This is a genomic window from Pseudomonas sp. KBS0707 (assembly GCF_005937945.2).
Taxonomy (GTDB): Bacteria; Pseudomonadota; Gammaproteobacteria; order Pseudomonadales; family Pseudomonadaceae; genus Aquipseudomonas; species Aquipseudomonas amygdali.
Genome location: NZ_CP041754.1, coordinates 3,337,527 through 3,357,216 on the forward strand (window position 1 = coordinate 3,337,527; position 19,690 = coordinate 3,357,216).

Here is a 19,690-nt window from a genome sequence, read left to right on the forward strand (position 1 = left end):
TTCACCCCATGGTCCTCCTCATTTATCTGTATATCCATACAGATAAAACTTGCCCGTAGCGTATTCAACGTTCATCCTTGCAGCCCTTGCACCGGTAATCGACGACGGTAGTCATGCGGCTGTTTCTTTGCGAAAAACCCTCTCAGGCCAAAGACATTGCGGCTGCGCTCGGCGCGACCCGGCGTGGCGACGGCTGCTGGGTGGGTGCCAATGCCACCGTAACCTGGTGCATCGGCCACTTGCTGGAAACCGCCCCGCCCGACGCCTACGATGCGCGTTACAAACGCTGGGTGCTGGAAGACCTGCCCATCATTCCGGAAAAGTGGAAGATGCTCGTCAAGCCGAGAACTGCCAGCCAGTTCAAGGCAGTCAAGCGATTGCTGGGCGAAGCTCAAGAGTTGGTGATAGCCACCGATGCCGACCGCGAAGGCGAGATGATCGCCCGCGAACTGGTCGAACACTGTCGCTATCGCGGGCCGATTCAGCGTTTGTGGCTGTCGGCACTCGATGACGCCTCCATCCGCAAGGCGCTGGCAGCGCTCAAACCCGGTGCCGATACGTTCAGCCTGTATCACTCGGCACTGGGTCGATCCCGTGCCGACTGGCTGATCGGCATGAACATGAGCCGCCTGTTCACCCTGCTGGGTCGCCAGTCGGGTTATCAGGGCGTATTGCCAGTCGGGCGGGTACAAACCCCGACCCTGCGGCTGGTGGTGGACCGTGATCGCAGCATCGCCAACTTCGTACCGGCACCCTACTGGGCCATTGACGTCAGGCTGCTGCACGACAACCAGGCTTTTATCGCCCAATGGCGCGCACCGTCCGACGCCTGCGACGATCAGGACCGCTGCCTGAATCAGCCGCTGGCGCAACAGGCTGCCGAAGCGATGCGCAGTGCGGCCAGCGCACGGCTGGTCAAGCTGCGCACCGAGCGGATTCGCGAAGTTGCCCCGCTGCCTTTCGATCTGGGCACCCTGCAGGAAATCTGCTCGAAAAAGCTCGGGCTTGGGGCGCAGGAAACCCTTGATATAGCTCAGTCGCTGTATGAAACACACAAGGTCATCACGTACCCGCGCAGCGATTGCGGTTACCTGCCGAACAGTCAGCATGGCGAAGCCGCGGGTATCATCGCAGTGCTGTGCAAGGCAGACCCGACGCTGGCCAGCCTGTCGCCACACCTTGACCCGCAACGCCGATCGCGGGCCTGGAATGACGGCAAAGTGACTGCCCACCACGGCATCATTCCCACTGCTGCCGTGCGCGGCGTCGAGCGTCTGACCGGCAAGCCGCGAGCGGTGTACACCCTGATCAGAGCGCGCTATCTGGCGCAGTTCCTGCCCAGCCACGAATATGACCGTACCCAGGCCGACTTCGACTGCGCAGGCCATGCGCTGCGGGCGGTCGGCAAACAAATTGTCGAGCCAGGCTGGAAACGTGCCATGCCCGAGGCACTGGCACCGGCCAAGGGTCGCGAAGCACCTGCGCCGCAGCCGTTGCCGGCATTGTTTCAAGGCTGCGAGTGCACCGTCGCTGAGGTCATCCTCAAGGACCTCTGGACCCAACCGCCCAAACCTTTTACCGAAGGCGATCTGATCAAGGCCATGAAAAACGTCGCCAAACTGGTGGAAGACCCGCTGCTCAAGCAAAAGCTCAAGGACACGACCGGCATCGGTACCGAAGCCACCCGCGCCGGGATCATTCAGGGCCTGCTGGACCGTGGCTATCTGACCAAACAGGGCAAGGCCCTGTGCGCAGCGCCCGCAGCATTCAGCCTGATCGACGCCGTCCCCCGCGCCATCGCCGACCCAGGCACTACAGCGATCTGGGAACAGGCACTCGACATGGTACAGAATGGCGAAATGAGCCTTGAAGAGTTCGTCGCCAAACAGGCAGCGTGGATGAGCAAACAGGTCAGCCGCTGCGTCGGCATGCGCATGAGCATCAGCGGCCCGGCCAGCCCGGCAGGCGTTGCGCCGCCCTGGAAGAAAAAACGCAAAATCGCCAAGCGCAGCACTGCTACGTCCTCTGCTGCAACGGGCACTGCGACGAAAAAACCGCGACGTACAGCCAAACCGGCGGCCAGATGACTGGCTCATATACAACCCGATCAGCCATCGCATAGTCGGGTGTTACACACTCAAGCGTTACAAACAGGTGTTACAACATGTCAGACCGAGAGATCATCGTTCCGCCCACCATGCAGCCGATCATGGACCGAGCAGGCTATGCACCCGCAGTCAGAGTCGGCGACACCCTTTACTGCGCCGGGCAGGTGGGACGCACACGGGAGATGGAAGTCATCCTCAACCCCGAAGCGCAGTTCATCGCCTGCTGGGAAAACCTGCGCACGGTACTGGCTGAGGGCGGCTGCACGTTCGACGATATAGTCGACATGACGACTTATCACGTAGCCATGAGCGAGCACATGGCGGTGTTTCGTGACGTGAAAAACCGTATATTCCCGCGCGGCCAATGTGCATGGACCTGCATCGGCGTTGCCGAGCTGGCGCATCCCGGGCTGCTGCTGGAAATCAAGTGCATCGCGGTCAGGCGCAGCGCCTGACATCGCGATCAGTGGCTTGAGCGCAACGGGATCTCCTGGCGTGATGACTCTGCCTGAACGCTGCCCAGACCGACCATTTCGTCGTGAGCCACAGCCTGGGTCAGGAACAGCTTTACATCAGATACCGAAGAAAGCACCTTGCGCGCCTCTTCCACCGAGGCAACGTGCAAGGTTTTGCCAGTCGAGTCTTCCACCGGTACAGACTTGCCGTCCAGTTGTGCATGGAGCACATAGGAACCGCCCTCGATGGAGATCAGATTGAGTTCACGAACCTTTTTATCCTTCGCATGTTTTGTCAGATCTTGAATGTTCAAAGTCACACCTCCGGTGGCGTTCTGAAAATCAGCGCCTTGTAGAAGTGGAGCTTTTACCGGCGCGAACGTTCAGTCGTGTTGTATGCCTTATCGACGCAACAATAGCGCTGCCTCACTTGCCCAGCAACAGCGCCGCGTCGAAGCCCATCCGCAAGTTGCCCCAATGACGCCCTTCAAAAAAGAACGGCACATCGATTTCGGTCATGATCTCGCCGGTATCACGCAGGTAGGTCTGCAATAGAAAACGCTGCTGGTTGCCCGCAGCACGCAAGCCTATCGGGTCGGAGAACATGCGTTTGTTGCGGCACACCGGCAAGTCGACGGCACGGTCGCCGGTCGGTTTCAGTGACACCCAGCTGTTGTTGACCGGGCAGTAACCTTTGTTATCCACGATAAAGGTGACCTTGCCGCCCCGGGTGCCCTTGGTGAGTTTGTCGCACTCTTCCTGACAGACTTGTGCGAAGCGCTCTGTGTAACCGGTCATGTACTGCTTGGGGTCGGTGCCGGGAATCAGCTTGTAGCTCTGATCGAACAGATTGACGCCTTGTTTGTGCAGCTCGGCCAGCCGCACCTGCAGGATGTCCCGGCACTGACTCGCGCGGGTAATGGCAGCGTCCAGTTCGCCATGCCCCAGCACGAAACGCCCCAGCAAGGCCTGAACCTTCTCGGCTACACCGGACAGGTCACGGGTGGCGGTAGCAGAGTGCTGCATACGCTGGTCGATAGCCTGGCTGTCGGAGTAAATTCGCGTCACCCGTTCGTTGATGCCTGTGTTGGTGGTTGCGAACTGCTGGATATGCGCAGCGATGTCGGCCAACTTGTCATTGGTGGACTCGAAATCACCGATCATGCTCTCGAAATGGCCGGATGCGCGCTCTACGACCTGCTGGGTTTCGCGGGCGCTGTGGCTGATCTGAATGGTCTGTTCGTGGGTGGAGCTGACCTCCTGAAGCATCGCGTCGATGTTCCGGGAGATATCGTCAGTGGCTTTACTGACGTTCTGCGCCAGGGTGCGCACCTCATCCGCCACCACAGCAAACCCTCGACCGCTTTCACCGGCCCGCGCCGCTTCGATGGCCGCATTGAGCGCGAGCAGGTTGGTCTGCGAGGATATCTGCTGGATGAGCCCGACAATCGACTTGATGCTTGAAGAACGCTCATTCAAGCCGGATACCAGCCCACCGAATTCATTGAGACTGCTGGATATCTGGCTAATGTTTCCAGTCACCTCCAGCAATTCGGCATAAGAGTCGCGCGCCATGCTCAGGTTCTGCGCAGTGGTAGTGGAAATGCCCTGCGTCTGCTGCGAGATGTCCTCAATGCTGCCCACCGCCATATTGCTCTGGTCCATCACCTCTCTGGCGAAACGCGCCTGATCGGTCGCGCTGTCGCTGGAATCACTGATGTTTTTCAGCGAGCGTGCCGATTCGACTGCGATCTGCACCGTCAGCGCCTGAATACTGCTGATAACCTCGCGCTGCTTGGCCAGAAAACGATTGCAGGTACTGGCCAGCACTCGAATTTCGTCATGGGTCAATAATGGCAAGTCACGGGACAGGTCGCCCTCGCCGTTGGCGATTTCTTCGAGTGCGTGAGTCATGAACATCACTGGACGCACAATCAAATGGCGGAAGTACCAGACCATGAAACTGACCATGACCAGCGTAAACAGGGTGCTCAGCAGGATTGCGTTGCTGAGGACATCCAGTTGGCCCTGAATTTTGCCCAGTTCGGCCGCATCCAGTTGCGTACCGTGGAGTTGCAGCATGATGTCAGAGCGGATGTTCAGAGCCACCCAGTACAGCAGCGCGCTGACCAGGACCAGCAGAAAAAGGCTCGAGAGCTTTTTGGTCAGTGTGTCGAAAAACTGCTTTTCGACTGACTCGTATAAGCCCTTTAACGTCTGCATGTCGCTGCTCCTGGGGTGAAAAATGATTCATCCACGAAAATTAACGCTTGTCGGTGCCGAAGATTCAATGGCTGAACCGGCCAATACAGGCCTGTGATGACCCCTGCGCGACTCGACCGGGGGTCGAATGCGCCGGAGAGTACTGCAGGTCGGGGCTATTTGATATCAAAGACGGAAACGATCCACCGATTGCGAAAGCTGTCCGGCCATTGCCGAAAGTTCATCGGTAGTGCTGGCGGTCTGCCCGATGACCCGGCTATTGCCCTCGGACATACTGGCAATCATCTCCACCTGGTGAGCGATTTCGTTACTGGCCAGGCTCTGTTCACCAATGGTGCGAGTGATGTCGTTGACCAGTTGTGTGGTGCTCAACGTGGCCTCCAGTATCTCGCTGATCGAGCGTTGCACCTCGGCAGTGACGGCCATGCCCTTGTCGACCTGGGCAACGCCTGCTTCCATGCTGGTCACCGCCTCGCGGGTACTTTGCTGAATACGAGCGACCATCGCGGTGATTTCCTGGGTCGAGGTGCTGGTGCGCCCCGCCAGATTGCGAACTTCGTCGGCAACTACGGCAAAACCTCGACCCTGCTCGCCAGCGCGTGCAGCTTCAATGGCTGCGTTAAGCGCCAGCAGGTTGGTCTGATCGGCAATGCCCTTGATCACCTGAATAATATTGAAAATTCCTTCCGAGTCCTTGTCCAGGGTACGGATAACCTGCGCCGACAGCTGCGCCGAGCGGGCAATGCTGTCCATGTCACTGACCACCTGATGAATAACCCGGCCACCATTTTTCGCCAGTGTTTCAGCCTGATTTGCCATTTCCAGCGCGTGCCCGGCATGTCGGGTGATTTCTTCGATGCTCGCCGTCATCTCGCTGGTCGCTGCCGACATGGTGCCCGCTGCCGAGCTCTGCTGCCGACTGCTGTCGGCCACTTCATGGCAGCCACTGCTGAGCTGGCGGCTCATACCGCTGACGCCATGCGCGTTGCTGCGCACCACTTCGATCATCCCGCGCAGGTCGCGCTGCATGACCGCCAGACTGCGAATCAGCATGCTGGCCTCATCACGGCCACGGGGCTCGGCGATTGGTTCACTGAGATTGCCGTGAGCAATGCTGTCGGCAATGCGGCTGGCAGAGGCAAGAGGAATCATGATGCTGCGGGTTACCCAGCGGCCCTGAACCAGAAGCAGCAGGATACTGGCCACCAGCACCACAACCAGAGCGATGTTGGCGCTGCGGATTGCCTGACGGGCACCTTCGCCGCTTGCCTTGAAGTTCTCCTCGATCAGGTCGCTGAGACTGGACATCTGCTCTTCCAGTTGCGTAAAGGCGCTGGTGAACGTGCCCAGCTCCTGTTGCGCTCGTTCCGGATTATCCAGAGCCAGACCGACAATACGCTCGCCACTGGCAATATAGGTATCGAGGCTGGGCTTGATCCTGTTCAGCTCCGCCTTGATCGCTTCGGTGATGGGAAGTTTGAGGTTATCGTTCAGCACAGCTCGAAAATGTGCAGCATGCTCATCAAGGGATTTCTGCACCTCTTCACGCGTGCTGTTGCTTTTGCCCAGGCCGACCAGCATCGCCGACAGCACATCGGCACGCAGCGCATCGTGCATCATGTCGGCTTCCAGATGATTGCTGAGCGCGGTCATGCTGACCTCGCTGTCGATCATCGCCGTCTCCGTGCGGGTATTGCCCACATAGTTGACCAGGCTGATGATCAGAACCGTCAGCACGCTGGTGCCAATCAACAACAATAGACGTAGCTTTATCGACATCCTGATGTCCCCTGCGATCAGTGAAATAACATGAACTGCGGAGTGCTCTTATTCAGAGCTTATCGACGCCTGTTACCCGTAACTTGAACCCGTTTACAGTTTTTTACTGTATGAGTGCCCGCGAACGATCGATTACCCGGCCTGACGTCGACCTGTAACGCGGCTATGGTGAACTGTAATGAATTCACGCCCACCGCAGGAGCCAACCAAGTGTCTGACAAAAAGCCCGCTATCGATCTCACCTACCGACCACGCCTCGCCGACCTCAAGCCACTGCTCCCTTCGGCCGAATTGCTTGCACCGCAACCTCTTGCATCGCCACGCACCACACCGGCGAGCGAATTGAGGAAACGTAAGGGGTATGTCGAGAATTTTCTCGGTGACTTCGTCGTGCCATGGCCCTCGACCGACGCGGAGCTGGCACCGGATGTCTATCCGCTGGACAACGCCGGAAATCGCCTCGATTACACCCACTTTTCAATCACCATGTCGCGCAGTCGGCGTCTTGCTCTGTATGTCGGTGTCAATATCGACGGTGCCAGCAGCGTCGAGGTCAAGCGTGGCAAGGATTCGTGGTCTTTTGATGGCAGGCTGCCTGCCGAGGCGCAGATCGGCGAAAGCCTGTACGCCGACAATCTGCTGGATCGCGGTCATCTGGTCAGGCGTCAGGACCCTAACTGGGGCAAGGAAGCCGAAACGGCCAACAGCGATACCTTTCACTTCACCAACTGCTCACCGCAGATGGCCGCCTTCAATCAGAAGACATGGCTGGAACTTGAGGACTACATCCTTGAGAACACGCGACGCTGGAAATCCCGGGTAACCGTTTTCAGCGGGCCGGTGCTGCGCGAAGACGACCGCAGCTACCGCAACCTCAAGATCCCTTCGGCATTCTGGAAGGTCGTGGCGTTTCTTGGCGACGACGGCAAACCTTCGGCCAGTGCCTACATGATCGACCAGAGCAGCGAGCTGGGTAAGCTGGAGATCGTATTCGGTCCACTCAGAACCTGGCAGCGCAGCGTCCTGCAGATCGAAAAACTCACTGGCATCAGCTTCGGCGACCTGGCCAGCTACGATGGTTTCTCCAACGAAGAGCGCCTGACCAGCACACGCATAGAAGCACAGATTCGCGGGCCGCAGGATATCCGGTTATAGCGCGTTATAGACAAGCCCTGAGGTGCCGTAGAGTGGGCTTGTGCCCGGAAAGCGTCGAGCTTCCGGGCTAATTGAAACAACGCTGAGCGCTCCGCGTGCGGTTCACTGGAAAGACAGTCAGTCCATACCGCGGCCCTATTCGAACTGCTGGCGATTCTCCGGGGTGATAAGTTTGAAGGGTACCCAAATGACCGGAGATGCCAGTGTTTCGCCACGCGCCATGCTCAGCGCGGCATCTACTGCGCCGTTGGCCTGGCCGACCGCATCCTGAAACACGCTGACGGCCATCTTGCCCTCGGCCATCAGCTTCAAGCCGTCCGGGGTGCCGTCGATGCCGCCCACCAGATAATCCCTGGCATTCTTTCCGGCCTTCTCCAGCCCCATGATCGCACCGATCGCCATTTCGTCGTTGTTAGCCGCGACGATAGAGAAGTCCACACCCTGCTTGACCCAGTCAATCACGATTGTCGCGGCCTGGCTGCGCTCCCAGTTGCCGATTTTCTTCTGCACGACCTTCATGTTCGGGTACTTTGCGACCACCTTTTCCACGTCCTCGGTGCGCATGACCGACGACTTGTTACTCGGATCACCCACCAGAATCACCACGTTACCCTTGTAACCGGCACGACGGGCCAGCTCTTCCATTTGCAAAGTGCCTGACTCCAGTTCGTCAGAGCCGACAAATGCCGTCAGCGCAGGCCACTTGGCAGGTTCCGGATTGCGGTTGACGAATACCAGCGGAACCTTGGCCTCATTGGCCAGACGCATCATTTCCGCTGCACTTTTGCCGTTCACCATAGCAACAACGATGGCGTCGACTTTCGAATTAACCAGATTGCGGAATTGACGCATCTGCAACTCCACGTCGTCCTGGCCGTTCTCCATGAAGATATCGGCATCCAGCAGCGCCACCTGCTTTTCCACGCCGTGGCGCAGAATGGTCTGAAAATTGTCGTTGTACTTGGCCATACCCACGCCGATCAATGGCGTGGCCGCCTGTGCCAGGCCCGCGACCAGCAGGCTTGCACTCAGGGAAATCGATAACCACTGTTTCATGTTCTGACTCCCGGGCATCAAACGCTGAAATGATGGAGCAGCTCGCGCTGATCCCTGGCCATTTTCGACAGGTCCTGACTGCTGCTCGCAGACTGTTCGGCACCGTCGGCGGCCTGCTGGGCAGAATCGTTGATGTGCGTGACCATGCGACTGGTTTCCTGCACCGTTGCGCTTTGCTGCTCGGTGGCAGCTGCGATCTGGATATTCATGTCGCGAATCGTGTCCACCGCCTCGCCCATTTCCACCAGCAACTGGTCGGCACCGGAAGCCAGCGTCACGCAGTGATTGGACTGGATCTGGCTTTCGTTCATCACCTGCACAGCCGAGTGGATCTTGCTCTGCATCTGGCCGATCATTTCCTGAATCTCGCTGGTCGAGGTCTGGGTGCGACTGGCCAGCGAGCGTACTTCATCGGCTACCACCGCAAAGCCCCTGCCCTGCTCGCCAGCGCGTGCCGCTTCGATGGCCGCGTTGAGCGCCAGCAGGTTGGTCTGCTCGGCAATGGTACGAATGGCATCGACAATACCGTCAATGTTCTGCCCGTACTTCTGCAGCTCGTCGGTGACCGCAGACGCCTTGTTGACCTGTTCAGCCTGCTGACGAATGTTGACGATGGTTTCAGCCACGCGCTTCTGCACCTTGTTAGTCAGTTCGCTGGTGCTGTCCACCGCGCCACGCGTGTCCTGAGCACGACGGGCCACTTCTTCCACGGTGCTTTCCATTTCATTCATGGCCGACGCGGCAGAATTGAGACGGTCTTTCTGCTCGTCGACCACACGGGTGGTCTGCTCACTGATCTGCGCGTTCTGACTGGCAGTCAACGCCAGGGTGTCGGCAGAGCCGATCAACTGACGAAACGTCTGTTGCAACGACTGGGTGAATTCATTGAGGTAACCGCCCAGCTCGCCGAACTCGTCGCGACGGCTGACATCGAAACGTACCCGCATGTCGCCGCTGGTGAGGGTCTTGAGCACCTCGCGAAACGCCGCCAATGGACGCCGAAGGCTGAACGCGACCCAGGTACCGATGACTGCCGCTGCAACTACCGCCAGCAGGCAAGCGATCAGCAGCAGGCTGAGGCTGGTGGCGATGGTCGAATCCGCACCCGCCTTGGCCTCGTTGGCCACCGCCAGTGACTGATTACCGAACTCGCCGATCTTGTCCAGTGTTGCCTGAAGCCGGGTTTCCGCCGCCTGGCGCTGTTTACCAACCTGCTCGGCGAGCGCCGCCTCCTGCCTGTAGGCCTGATAAACGCCGTCACTGCCGGTGAGGTCGTTGAGCAGGCGGTTGACCATCACACCAGCGATACGACCGCCGCGTGGATCTACTGCCGTGAGTTCGCGCGCCCGAGTGCTGATTACCTCATCCTGCAGATTGAGCACACGCTGCAAGGTCTGGATATCCGGCGTCGCCGCGTGGGCAGCCAGCCCCTCGTAGGATTTGCCGACCTCCAGCAACAGCTTTTCACCTGCGGCCACGTTATCCGCAGCCCCTGCACTGCGCTCGCGGGCAATGTAATCACGAAGATAACCGGTCAGTTGGGCGCCCTGGCTGCTGCTGTAGCCCTGCAATACCCGGCTCTGGAGTGACTGCAAAACGTGCTGTCGGTGACTGGCAATCAGAGTCTGCGCCTGTTCGGCATAAGCCGCGCTCAACTGACGCTGCTGATTCAGGTTGTCGCGCAGTTCAGCGCGGTCGCCGATGTAGGCAGGCGTGCTATCCAGCAACTGATTGAACCGGGCCATGCTGTCGTTGAAGGGCTGCTTGCCATCGTCAATCTGCTTGGGGTCAGTGCTGACCAGAATCCCGAGCAGTGCCTGATTGGCGCGCAACACATGTACATAAAGCTCGCTCGCCGCCCTGCTCAAGGGTGCCGACTGCCCGGTAATGATGCTGATCCGGTCGCTTATGGAATGGGTGCTTTGGTAGCTGATACCTGCCATGGCGAGCAGCAGCACAACCAGTACGGCAAACCCACCGATCACTCGCTGAAGAATGGTCATGGCTATCCTCTTTTATTTTTATTGCGCCGAATCTGATCCGGGCCTGCATAGAGAACGTCAGTCCGGAAAATGATCGGAGCTCAAGAGAGAATGTCGGCCGGGCGGAAGGCGACTTGAGGCATGGTTCACATTATCTTTATCGAAAAAAGGGCCGCCTGACCTGAAAGATCACGCAGCCCTCTGACTACCCGAATGGAGATCAGCGGAAATGACGCGCTACCGCCTCCGGTGCATCGGGCACATCCATGTTGATCCTGCGCCATGCGGCCTGGGCGAAGCTGTACACCGAAAACGCGATCAGACCCAGCGCCACGATCAGTAGCACCAGACCACCGGCCGGCAGATCCTGCAAACCGTTGAGCGCATCCTTCATGCCCGGCGGGTGCATGGCCTGATAGCTGGAACCGCTTACGGCCAGTAACACCGCAATTTCGATAAACGCCACGCCGCGGGCGATCAGCCCGAAGCGCGACACCGGACGCACATATTTCATGATGTCTTCATCAGCCTCGAAATACTTCTCGAAGGACGCCTTGTAGCCCTTGATGATATGCACAATGCCCAGCGCCAGTGGCACCAGTGCCACGACGTAGACCAGCAGGTTGGCGTGATCCCAGGACAGAAGCGTTGCCAGCAGGTCCTTGGCCTGGCCACCACCCGATGAGCCACCGGAGCTCTTGAGCCCGCTGACCAGCAGGCCCAGCGCGAAAAACGCCAATGCCCCATAAGTAAAGCCGCCCACCAGAAGACCGCCACGAATCACCAGCCCCTTGAGTTCGCGGCCATGATGGTCCACATCACGCGTGGCCTGCAGCACACGCCATGCGGCGAACGCCAGTAGACCGACAATTACCACCCCGACCAGCACGCTGCCGAACGGCTGGCTCAACAGGGCTTCAAGGCTGCTGTGGCTGTCGGCAGGCTGTGAAGATCCCTGCGCCGCCAGTACCGCGAACAAACCAATAATCAGATAAACAACACCACGGGCGGCATAACCGCCTCGTGCAAGTAGAACAAGGCCGCGTTGCGCCGACATAAATAACTATCCCTGAGAGTAATTACAGGAACAGACCCGGCATGTTCACAGGGGTTCGACCCGATTGACGGCGTGCGCACATTGCACGCCGTCAATGGGCTCATGCCCCTTCAGGCAAACGTGGCGCCTCGCGTATTCACGAACACCGAGTAAAGTGAATGGCTGCTGGCCATGAACAGCCGATTGCCCTCTCGCCCGCCAAAGCAGACATTGGCGCAGCGCTCCGGCAAGCTGATATGGCCGATGGCCTTGCCTTGAGGGTTGAACACTCGCACGCCGTCGAGTTTCTCCATATCCGCCTTGGGATCACCATTACCTCCCCAGCCGCACCACAGATTGCCGCTTTCGTCGCATTTGATGCCGTCGATGGCCGCGTAGTCGAGCCCCTCGATGTGTTTACGCCGCTCGCCCAGCGTGCCGTCTTCGTTGACTGCTATCGCCCAGATGAGGCCGTGGGGTTTGGCGCGCCCTTCGACCACATACAAGGTTTTCTCGTCCGGCGAGAAGCACAAACCATTTGGACCTGCCAGATCATCGATAACCCTGGAGACCTTGCCGTTCGACGGGTCTATGCGATAGACGCCGAAGGGTTGCTCCTGCTTGACCTTTTGACCTTCATAGTTGCTTTCGGCCTGGAAGGTAGGATCGGTGAACCAGATAGACCCATCGCGTTTGCAGGCGATGTCGTTGGGCGAATTGAAAGGCTTGCCCTCGAAACTGTCGGCCAGCACGGTAATACGCCCGTTGTACTCGGTACGCGTCACCCGCCGTCCCTCGGTGGTGGTGCTCGCCCCCTCACAGACCAGCAGCCTGCCCTGGCGATCGCGGCACATGCCATTGGAAAAGTTCGAATGCTCGCGGTACACCGACAGCTGACCCGTTACCTCGTCCCAGCGCATGATCCGATTGTTGGCGATATCGCTGACCAGCAAGTAGCGACCGTCACCCACCCACACCGGCCCTTCGGCCCAGCGCATGCCGCTGGCCAGCTTCTCGACGCTGGCATTGAATATTCGTATTTGGGTAAAGCTGTCATCCAGAACAATGACCAATGGGTCGGGGTAGCGCTGGGTCAACGGCTGAGCGCTGGAAAGACGCGGCAATGCGCCAATGGCGGCGACCGTGGCCGAAACAGCCAGTGATTGTTTCAGGAAGCCTCTACGGCTCTGATCGGCTTTACTGCCTGACGGAGAAAATTCCATGATGAGCATCCATTATCTTATTTTTGGGAATGCGCACGGCTTGCGGCCGCACGTCATCCTACAAGATATCCCTGAACGGCCCGAACAATAGCCTCATGGAATCAGGCATTACCTCAAGACTCATCGCATCCCAGACTTCATGCCCAAACCAACAATCAGGTATCTTGCACAACTCTTCCATCCACACCCAAGGCCTCCAATGCCATCCAGCAAACGCGAACAGGCCCAGACAGATCGGCGTCTGGTGAGCGCACTGACACACGCCTGCGAAACAGCCAAAACCGAAATGCCCGGCTTTTGCTGGCTGACTCACGAAGTTGATTACGCAGCCTTCCCTGCCAGCTTGCAGGTGGTATGGGTGTTCGACACGCTGGCCGACAAGAACACTGCGCTGGCGCGCGGGCTGGTGGAGCGGATGATCGGTCTGACGGTTGAGGCACTTGACGATGCACAGGTTAGCCTGTCGAATGCAGCTGCTCATGTGCATGTCGACTGCGAAGAGCAGTGCCTGCGCGAGAACGGTGGCGACTGGCAGCAGCGTATCAAGCGCAAATACGCCAGGCGGAGTTGATATGGCCAAGGACATCGAAAACCCGTGCATTTCCGTGTGCCAGCTCAGCGGCGATCTGTGCGTGAGCTGCGGGCGTACCAAGGACGATATCCGCAAGTGGAAACGCATGAAACGTCCGGAAAAGATGGCCGCAGTGCAACGTGCCACACAGCGCATGAAAAGCCTGCAGAAAAAGAACGTGTGAAACCTAAAATTTCATCTTCAGGGCGGAAACTTCTTTAAAACGGCCCCGGTCAGTATTACCCGTGACTCGGCTACCTGGAGTCTGACGAATTACGGGAATTCCGCTCTTGGCCAGTCATGCAGATCGCCGCAACACCCTTTCACTGGATAGCCTGAATTTCTTCCTCGCCGATGTGCGTGACGGCCTGGGGCCTTACCTGGCGATCTATCTATTGGCCGTGCATAAATGGGACCCGGCCAGCATAGGCGTGGTGATGACCATCGCAGGTATCGCCGGGCTGCTGACCCAAACCCCTGCTGGCGCGCTTATCGACCGGACGCCTTACAAGCGCGCCATGATTGGTGTGGCGGCGCTGCTGGTGACCCTGAGCTGCCTGATTCTGCCTTTCACTTCGTCCTTCTCCGTCGTCGCCCTGACCCAGGCGCTGAGCAGCATCGCGTCCTCGGTGTTCGCACCGGCCATCGCGGCCATCTCTCTGGGCATAACCGGGCCGAAAGCCTTTACCCGCCGTACCGGACGCAACGAAACATTCAACCATGCCGGTAATGCCTGCGCAGCCCTGTTAGCGGGCGGCTTTGCCTACCTCTTCGGGCCTATTGCGGTGTTCTATCTGATGGCAGCGATGGCCCTGGCGAGTGTTATCGCGATCAGCTTCGTTTCTGCGGATGCCATCGATCACGACGTCGCCCGCGGTTTTGATGCGAACCACAACGCTCATGGAGCTCAGCCTTCCGGACTTGCTACGTTACTGAGCAACAAGCCGCTGCTGCTTTTCGGTATCTGTTGCGCACTGTTCCATCTGGCCAACGCAGCCATGTTGCCACTGGTAAGTCAGAAGCTTTCGCAAATCAATATGCAGATGGCGACGCCGCTGACCTCGGCGTGCATCGTTGCAGCCCAGCTGGTCATGGTGCCAGCTGCCCTGCTGGTGGGTATGAAAGCGGATGACTGGGGTCGCAAGCCGCTGCTGCTGGCAGGCTTTCTGATTCTGCCGATTCGTGGTGTGCTTTACACCCTGTCAGACGACCCCTACTGGCTGGTGGCGGTGCAGATACTCGACGGCATCGGTGCCGGCCTGTTCGGTGCGCTGTTTCCATTGATGGTCAAGGACCTCACTCAAGGCAGCGGACGTTTCAATGTAAGCCTCGGGGCACTGTCCACTCTGTTCGGACTGGGCGCGGCGCTGAGCAACGGCCTGGCCGGTTTCGTGGTACATGCAGCAGGCTACAGCGCTGCGTTTCTGACCCTCGCGGGTGTGGCGGCGGCGGCGTTTTGTCTGTTGCTGGTGGCCGTACCGGAGACACTTTCACGTTCGAATAATGAACCTGAACTCAAACCTGACCACGCGGTGAGCACTTAAATCTGTTTACGCCACCCGAACCTGACAGCCTTCGCGCTGGCAGGTCACGATGACCAGCCCGCTTCCTGCGCCCTGCATACCGCCTATCCAGCGCCCTGCCCCGTCCCATAGGCCGCTGCGGCCTGCCGACTCCCAGCCGCCAGTCGGTGCACCGTGATTGGCCACCAGCACCGGTAGGTTATGACGTCGGGCATGTCCCGCGAGCAGCTCTGCATCCTGTGCATAGCCACCCGGCGAAATCAGTACGCTCGCGGCATACACCCAGGCGCCACCTTCCGCGATACGCTGCACATGCGCAGGCTGCGTGAAATCAGCACACACGCACAGGCCGATCCGTTGCTGATCAATGGGCAGATAGCAGTCCTTGTTTCCCGCACTGAACACTTTGTCCTCACCGGGATGCAGGTATTGCTTGGCATAGGTAGTGACGTCGCCGTCAGCGGCGAAGGTCAGCGCACCAATCAGGATGCTGTCATTTGCTCCTTTGAGCGGTACGCCAATGGTGGTAACGAGGCGCAGCTTCATGGCCAACGCCTTAATCGGCTCAAGACGGGCGTCGTCCGCATGCAACGCCAGCGCTCGGGCCAGATCGGGTTCGTAGCCTGTCAATGAGAGCTCGGGAAACAGCAGGTAACTGGCCCGAAGATCAGCGGCGCGCTGCATGAACGCGAGGTGTCCGGCGAGGTTCTGTTCGATATCGCCCCTTGCAGAGCAGAACTGAGCAACAGCGAGTATCGGAAACTTCATGGACTCTCCTGAGAACACAATGGTGACAAGTCGGACATTATCTAACACGCGCTGCCCGGTTCACACCTGGTTACATTTTCAACCAACACCAATGTTGTACGACGTCTTATCTTAGCTGGCAGTGAATGACATCTCATTACAATAAAAACGGAGATTCAACGCATGCCTCATACCCCGTCTCTCAAAGAAACAGCTACACCCGCCAGCGAACCTCGTCTCAAAAAACTCGCCAAACTGCTCGGCCCCGGCATCATCGCGGTGCTGTCCTGGCTGGGCGCGGGTGATCTGATCACATCGTCGGTGGCAGGTGCCAGTTATGGCTACGCCATGATGTGGGTGCTGGCGATTTCGCTGTTGCTCAGGTTCCTGATCGTCAACATCATTGCTCGCTTCCAGCTCTGCAATAACCAGGGCATGACCATTCTGCAGGGCTATGCGCAACTGCATCCGCTGTTTGCCTGGTTCATGCTGGGCTACGCGTTGTTGATGGGCCATCTGATCAACGCCTACATGATCAAGGGTGCCGGTGAAGCGCTTGCCATGCTGCTGCACATCAATCAGCCGTTGCTCTGCTCGGTTGCGGTGGTGATCGCCGTATGGCTGCTGGTGGGACGCAATATCTACACGATGATCGAAGGCGTCATGAAGGTATTGCTGGCAATCATGACCCTGGCGTTTCTTACCCTGGCGATCATGTCCGGTCCGGATGTCAGCGGCATCATCAAGGGCACTATCGGTTTCAGCATTCCGCCTGATGAAGGTGTGCACGGGGCGCTGCTGGTGGCTGTCTCGGTGATCGGTGCCGTAGCCGGCTCCATCGCCAACTTCGTCCACCCTTACGTGATGCGTGAAAAAGGCTGGACCGGCCCCGAGCACAAACGCATTCAGCGCAACGATCTTCTGTTCGCCGTGATCGTCGGCATTATCATCAACCTGGCCATCTGGGTGGTTGGCGTCGAAATTTTACGATCCAACGGTATTCAGGTGAACACTCTGGCTGATCTGGGCAAGGCGCTGGAGATATTCTTCGGCCCGCTGGGCTGGTACATCTTCTTCATCGGTGTGTTCGCCACGCTGTTTGCCAGTATTTCCGGCAAAACCACCGCCTTCCCGATGCTGATCACCGATGCCTTCCAGCACATTCGCCCGAAGCGTCGCGAACGCTACGGCAAAGTGTTCCACAACGACCCGATGCACAAATGGTTCATGCTGTTCATTCTGGTCACCCCGCTGATCTGGTCGCTGCCCGGCATGCCGGACTTCGTGACCCTGACGCTGGGCGTCAACGCACTGAACATCGTGGGGCTACCGGTCATCTCGCTGGGGCTGCTGATCATGTCCAATCAGAAGTCGCTGCTGAGCAAGGAATACCGCAACAACTGGTTCGAGAACATTGCGCTGACCTTTGCGACCGGACTGGCCTTGTGGGTGGCGTTTCAACTGGGGACAGAGTTGCTCGCCTGAGCAGATAGAACGCTATATGTGCGCTGAATAAACCGTCTTCGAGTTCATTTCCGTCCATGGAAATGGACTCGGTTTCAGTGATCGAATCTTCCCCCACCTCAAACCCTACCCTCACGCGTCAGGCTCCTGTCGATGGGTACAACTGTCACATCCCGCCAAAAATAAACAGAAATAATTCTCAACGGAGATGTTATATTGTATCTATTATCATCAGGAAGTCTCACATGTCGTCTCGTAGAATCGCGTCTCTGGCAGGCTTGGCAATCGGGGTTTTTGGCAATACCGGCTATGCGGAGGAACATCCGCAAACCATTGAACTGGAAAGCGTCAACGTAACCTCCGACTATCAGTACGAGACAGCCACCAGCCCGGTTCAGGGCTATCGCGCTACCCGTTCGGCCACCGCCACCAAAACCGATACCGCCATCCAGGACATTCCGCAGTCGATCAGCGTAGTGCCCGCTTCGGTGCTCAAGGACCTGGGCAGTAACAGTGTCGAGCGCGCGCTTGAGTTTGCCGGGGGCGTGTCGAAGCAAAACAACTTCGGAGGCCTGACGCTCTACGAATACAGCATCCGCGGCTTCACCACCTCCGAATTCTACAAGGACGGCTTCAGCGCCAACCGCGGCTACCCTGCCACGCCGGATGCCGCCAACATCGAGCGTATCGAAGTGCTCAAAGGCCCCGCTGCCAGTCTGTATGGCCGTGGCGACCCTGGCGGGACGGTCAACATTGTCACTAAAAAACCCCAGCGTGAAGCATTCACCACCCTGCAAACCAGTGCGGGTAGCTGGGATCGCTATCGCACCGCACTGGATGTCAACACACCGCTGGATGAGGAAGGCAGGCTGCTGTCTCGTGTCAATCTGGCCGTCGAAGACAACAACAGCTTTCGTGACCATGTCGAAAGCAAGCGGGTCTTCGTCGCCCCCTCATTCAGTTGGCAGTTGAACCCCGACACCAGTCTGTTGGTGGAAACCGAGTTCGTGCGGCAGACATCGACTTTCGACCGGGGTGTGGTCGCCCCCAACAATAAATGGAGTGGTGTGTCCCGGTCGACCTTCCTCGGCGAACCGGACGACGACATCGATAACGACAACAACATGGTTCAGTTTGCCCTCGACCATCAACTCAGTGATGTGTGGTCGCTGCGCCTGGCAAGCCACTACAAGCAAGGCGAAATGTCAGGTTTTGCCAGCGAGGCACGCCCCCTGAATGCCGACGGTCGTACCGTCAACCGTCGTTACCGCGAACGCGACAACAACTGGCACGACAGCATCACCCAACTGGAATTGCGCGGCCATTTCGACGCGGTCGGTCTGGAGCACGAAGTGCTGATCGGCACCGAATACGAGAATTACCGCAAGAACGAGCGGGTGACTACCATTGCAGGCAGCCCATACGCCATCGACATCTACAACCCGGTGTATGGCCAGCCGAAACCCAATGGCGCGCGTTCCGGCACTGATTTCTACGAGCACATTGAAAGCCGTGCGCTGAACCTACAGGACCAGATTGTCTTTACCGACAAGCTGCGCGGGATGATCGGCGCGCGCTACGAGCACTTCGATCAGCAGGTCGATGACTTCACCACCAATGCCACCTCCGGTCAGCGTCACGACGCTTTCACCCAGCGCGCCGGGCTGCTTTATCAGCTCACGCCGCAGGTTGGGCTGTTCGCCAACGCGTCCACCTCGTTCAAGCCGAACAATGGCCTGGATGCCGTCGGCAAAACCTTCGACCCGGAAGAAGGCATCGGTTATGAGGCCGGGATCAAGAGCGAACTGTTCGACAACCGCCTGAGTACCACCCTCGCCGCCTTCCACATAGAAAAAGAAAACGTTCTGGCCCTGGACCCGGGCACCGACACCAATCGCGCCGTGGGCAAGGCCCGCAGCCAGGGTTTCGACATGCAATTCACCGGACAAATCACTGACGCGGTGCGGATCATCGGAGCATTCGCCTACATTGATGCCGAAGTCACCAAGGGCGACCGGACCATCCCGGCAGGCAGTCGCATCCTCGGGGTCGCCAAACACAGTGGCAGCCTGTTGAGCGTCTATGAATTTCAGGAAGGCGTATTGCGCGGTTCGGACGTGGGCGCGGCATATACCTACGTCGGCGATCGTTCCGGCCAGTCCGGCACCGACTTCGAGCTGCCGGCCTACCAGACCGTCGACCTGCTGGCTCACTATAAAGCCAGCGAGAACGTGACAGTGGGCTTGAACCTCAACAACATTTTCGATGAAAAATACTACGAGCGCTCCTACAGCAATTACTGGGTCGCGCCCGGCGAACCGCGTAACTTTACGGTCAGCCTGACACTCGGCCTTTGACTCCTGTAACC

General features: G+C 58.4%; 16 protein-coding genes and 1 pseudogene. 8 read left to right on the top strand and 9 right to left on the bottom strand.

The genetic code is table 11. The features are described from left to right. The first annotated feature begins 113 nt into the window (after positions 1-113). Complete coding sequence (locus FFH21_RS15660; protein WP_011168879.1) at positions 114-2,087, top strand: DNA topoisomerase III; 1,974 nt, start codon at positions 114-116, stop codon at positions 2,085-2,087. Between the two features lie 77 nt (positions 2,088-2,164). Beyond that, a complete protein-coding gene (locus tag FFH21_RS15665) occupies positions 2,165-2,563 on the top strand; it encodes a RidA family protein (RefSeq protein ID WP_004658073.1) in 399 nt (132 codons plus the stop codon). Positions 2,564-2,571: 8 nt separating this feature from the next. Here the strand turns inward: FFH21_RS15665 and FFH21_RS15670 are convergent, their stop codons facing one another. The 3 genes from FFH21_RS15670 to FFH21_RS15680 all read right to left on the bottom strand — a co-directional run bounded on the left by FFH21_RS15670 (position 2,572) and on the right by FFH21_RS15680 (position 6,565). Then, positions 2,572-2,883, bottom strand: coding sequence for a DUF6482 family protein (locus tag FFH21_RS15670; RefSeq protein WP_011168880.1), 312 nt, complete (start codon positions 2,881-2,883; stop codon positions 2,572-2,574). A 106-nt stretch (positions 2,884-2,989) separates the two neighbouring features. Continuing rightward, on the bottom strand, positions 2,990-4,786 hold the full coding sequence (locus FFH21_RS15675) for a methyl-accepting chemotaxis protein (protein ID WP_011168881.1): 1,797 nt from the start codon (positions 4,784-4,786) through the stop codon (positions 2,990-2,992). 165 nt (positions 4,787-4,951) lie between these two features. Continuing rightward, positions 4,952-6,565 carry a methyl-accepting chemotaxis protein gene (locus FFH21_RS15680; protein WP_004665590.1) on the bottom strand — a complete coding sequence of 538 codons (1,614 nt, stop codon included), beginning with the start codon at positions 6,563-6,565 and terminating at the stop codon, positions 4,952-4,954. Between the two features lie 210 nt (positions 6,566-6,775). Between FFH21_RS15680 and FFH21_RS15685 the strand changes: the two genes are divergently transcribed. After that, positions 6,776-7,720: a DNA/RNA non-specific endonuclease gene (locus FFH21_RS15685; RefSeq protein ID WP_011168882.1), complete on the top strand. Its 945-nt coding sequence runs from the start codon at positions 6,776-6,778 to the stop codon at positions 7,718-7,720. 135 nt (positions 7,721-7,855) lie between these two features. On the opposite strand, the gene FFH21_RS15690 is transcribed toward FFH21_RS15685, so the two are convergent. From FFH21_RS15690 to FFH21_RS15705, 5 genes and pseudogenes are all read right to left on the bottom strand, one after another. Further along, complete coding sequence (locus FFH21_RS15690; RefSeq protein ID WP_005732958.1) at positions 7,856-8,776, bottom strand: substrate-binding domain-containing protein; 921 nt, start codon at positions 8,774-8,776, stop codon at positions 7,856-7,858. Between the two features lie 17 nt (positions 8,777-8,793). Beyond that, a complete protein-coding gene (locus FFH21_RS31070) occupies positions 8,794-9,507 on the bottom strand; it encodes a methyl-accepting chemotaxis protein (protein WP_369812062.1) in 714 nt (237 codons plus the stop codon). 141 nt (positions 9,508-9,648) lie between these two features. Continuing rightward, positions 9,649-10,779, bottom strand: a pseudogene (locus tag FFH21_RS31075) (HAMP domain-containing protein); the annotation flags it as partial. A 199-nt stretch (positions 10,780-10,978) separates the two neighbouring features. Beyond that, entirely contained in the window at positions 10,979-11,815 is an 837-nt protein-coding gene (locus tag FFH21_RS15700; RefSeq protein ID WP_011168884.1) for a DUF1206 domain-containing protein, read from the bottom strand. A 110-nt stretch (positions 11,816-11,925) separates the two neighbouring features. Further along, complete coding sequence (locus FFH21_RS15705; RefSeq protein WP_041924576.1) at positions 11,926-13,017, bottom strand: SMP-30/gluconolactonase/LRE family protein; 1,092 nt, start codon at positions 13,015-13,017, stop codon at positions 11,926-11,928. A 199-nt stretch (positions 13,018-13,216) separates the two neighbouring features. Here FFH21_RS15705 and FFH21_RS15710 point away from each other — a divergent pair, with 199 nt between their 5' ends. The 3 genes from FFH21_RS15710 to FFH21_RS15720 all read left to right on the top strand — a co-directional run bounded on the left by FFH21_RS15710 (position 13,217) and on the right by FFH21_RS15720 (position 15,132). Then, entirely contained in the window at positions 13,217-13,588 is a 372-nt protein-coding gene (locus FFH21_RS15710; RefSeq protein WP_004665592.1) for a hypothetical protein, read from the top strand. A 1-nt stretch (position 13,589) separates the two neighbouring features. Further along, positions 13,590-13,772 (top strand): DUF1289 domain-containing protein, encoded by a 183-nt coding sequence (locus FFH21_RS15715; protein ID WP_004665593.1) that lies wholly within the window; start codon positions 13,590-13,592, stop codon positions 13,770-13,772. Between the two features lie 106 nt (positions 13,773-13,878). Next, positions 13,879-15,132 carry an MFS transporter gene (locus FFH21_RS15720; RefSeq protein WP_019741287.1) on the top strand — a complete coding sequence of 418 codons (1,254 nt, stop codon included), beginning with the start codon at positions 13,879-13,881 and terminating at the stop codon, positions 15,130-15,132. Between the two features lie 6 nt (positions 15,133-15,138). Here the strand turns inward: FFH21_RS15720 and FFH21_RS15725 are convergent, their stop codons facing one another. Beyond that, positions 15,139-15,879: a carbon-nitrogen hydrolase family protein gene (locus tag FFH21_RS15725; RefSeq protein WP_011168888.1), complete on the bottom strand. Its 741-nt coding sequence runs from the start codon at positions 15,877-15,879 to the stop codon at positions 15,139-15,141. A 162-nt stretch (positions 15,880-16,041) separates the two neighbouring features. Between FFH21_RS15725 and FFH21_RS15730 the strand changes: the two genes are divergently transcribed. Both FFH21_RS15730 and FFH21_RS15735 read left to right on the top strand, forming a co-directional pair. After that, entirely contained in the window at positions 16,042-17,343 is a 1,302-nt protein-coding gene (locus FFH21_RS15730) for an Nramp family divalent metal transporter (protein WP_011168889.1), read from the top strand. A gap of 224 nt (positions 17,344-17,567) precedes the next feature. Further along, positions 17,568-19,679, top strand: coding sequence for a TonB-dependent siderophore receptor (locus FFH21_RS15735; RefSeq protein WP_004665596.1), 2,112 nt, complete (start codon positions 17,568-17,570; stop codon positions 19,677-19,679). Positions 19,680-19,690 lie beyond the last annotated feature (11 nt).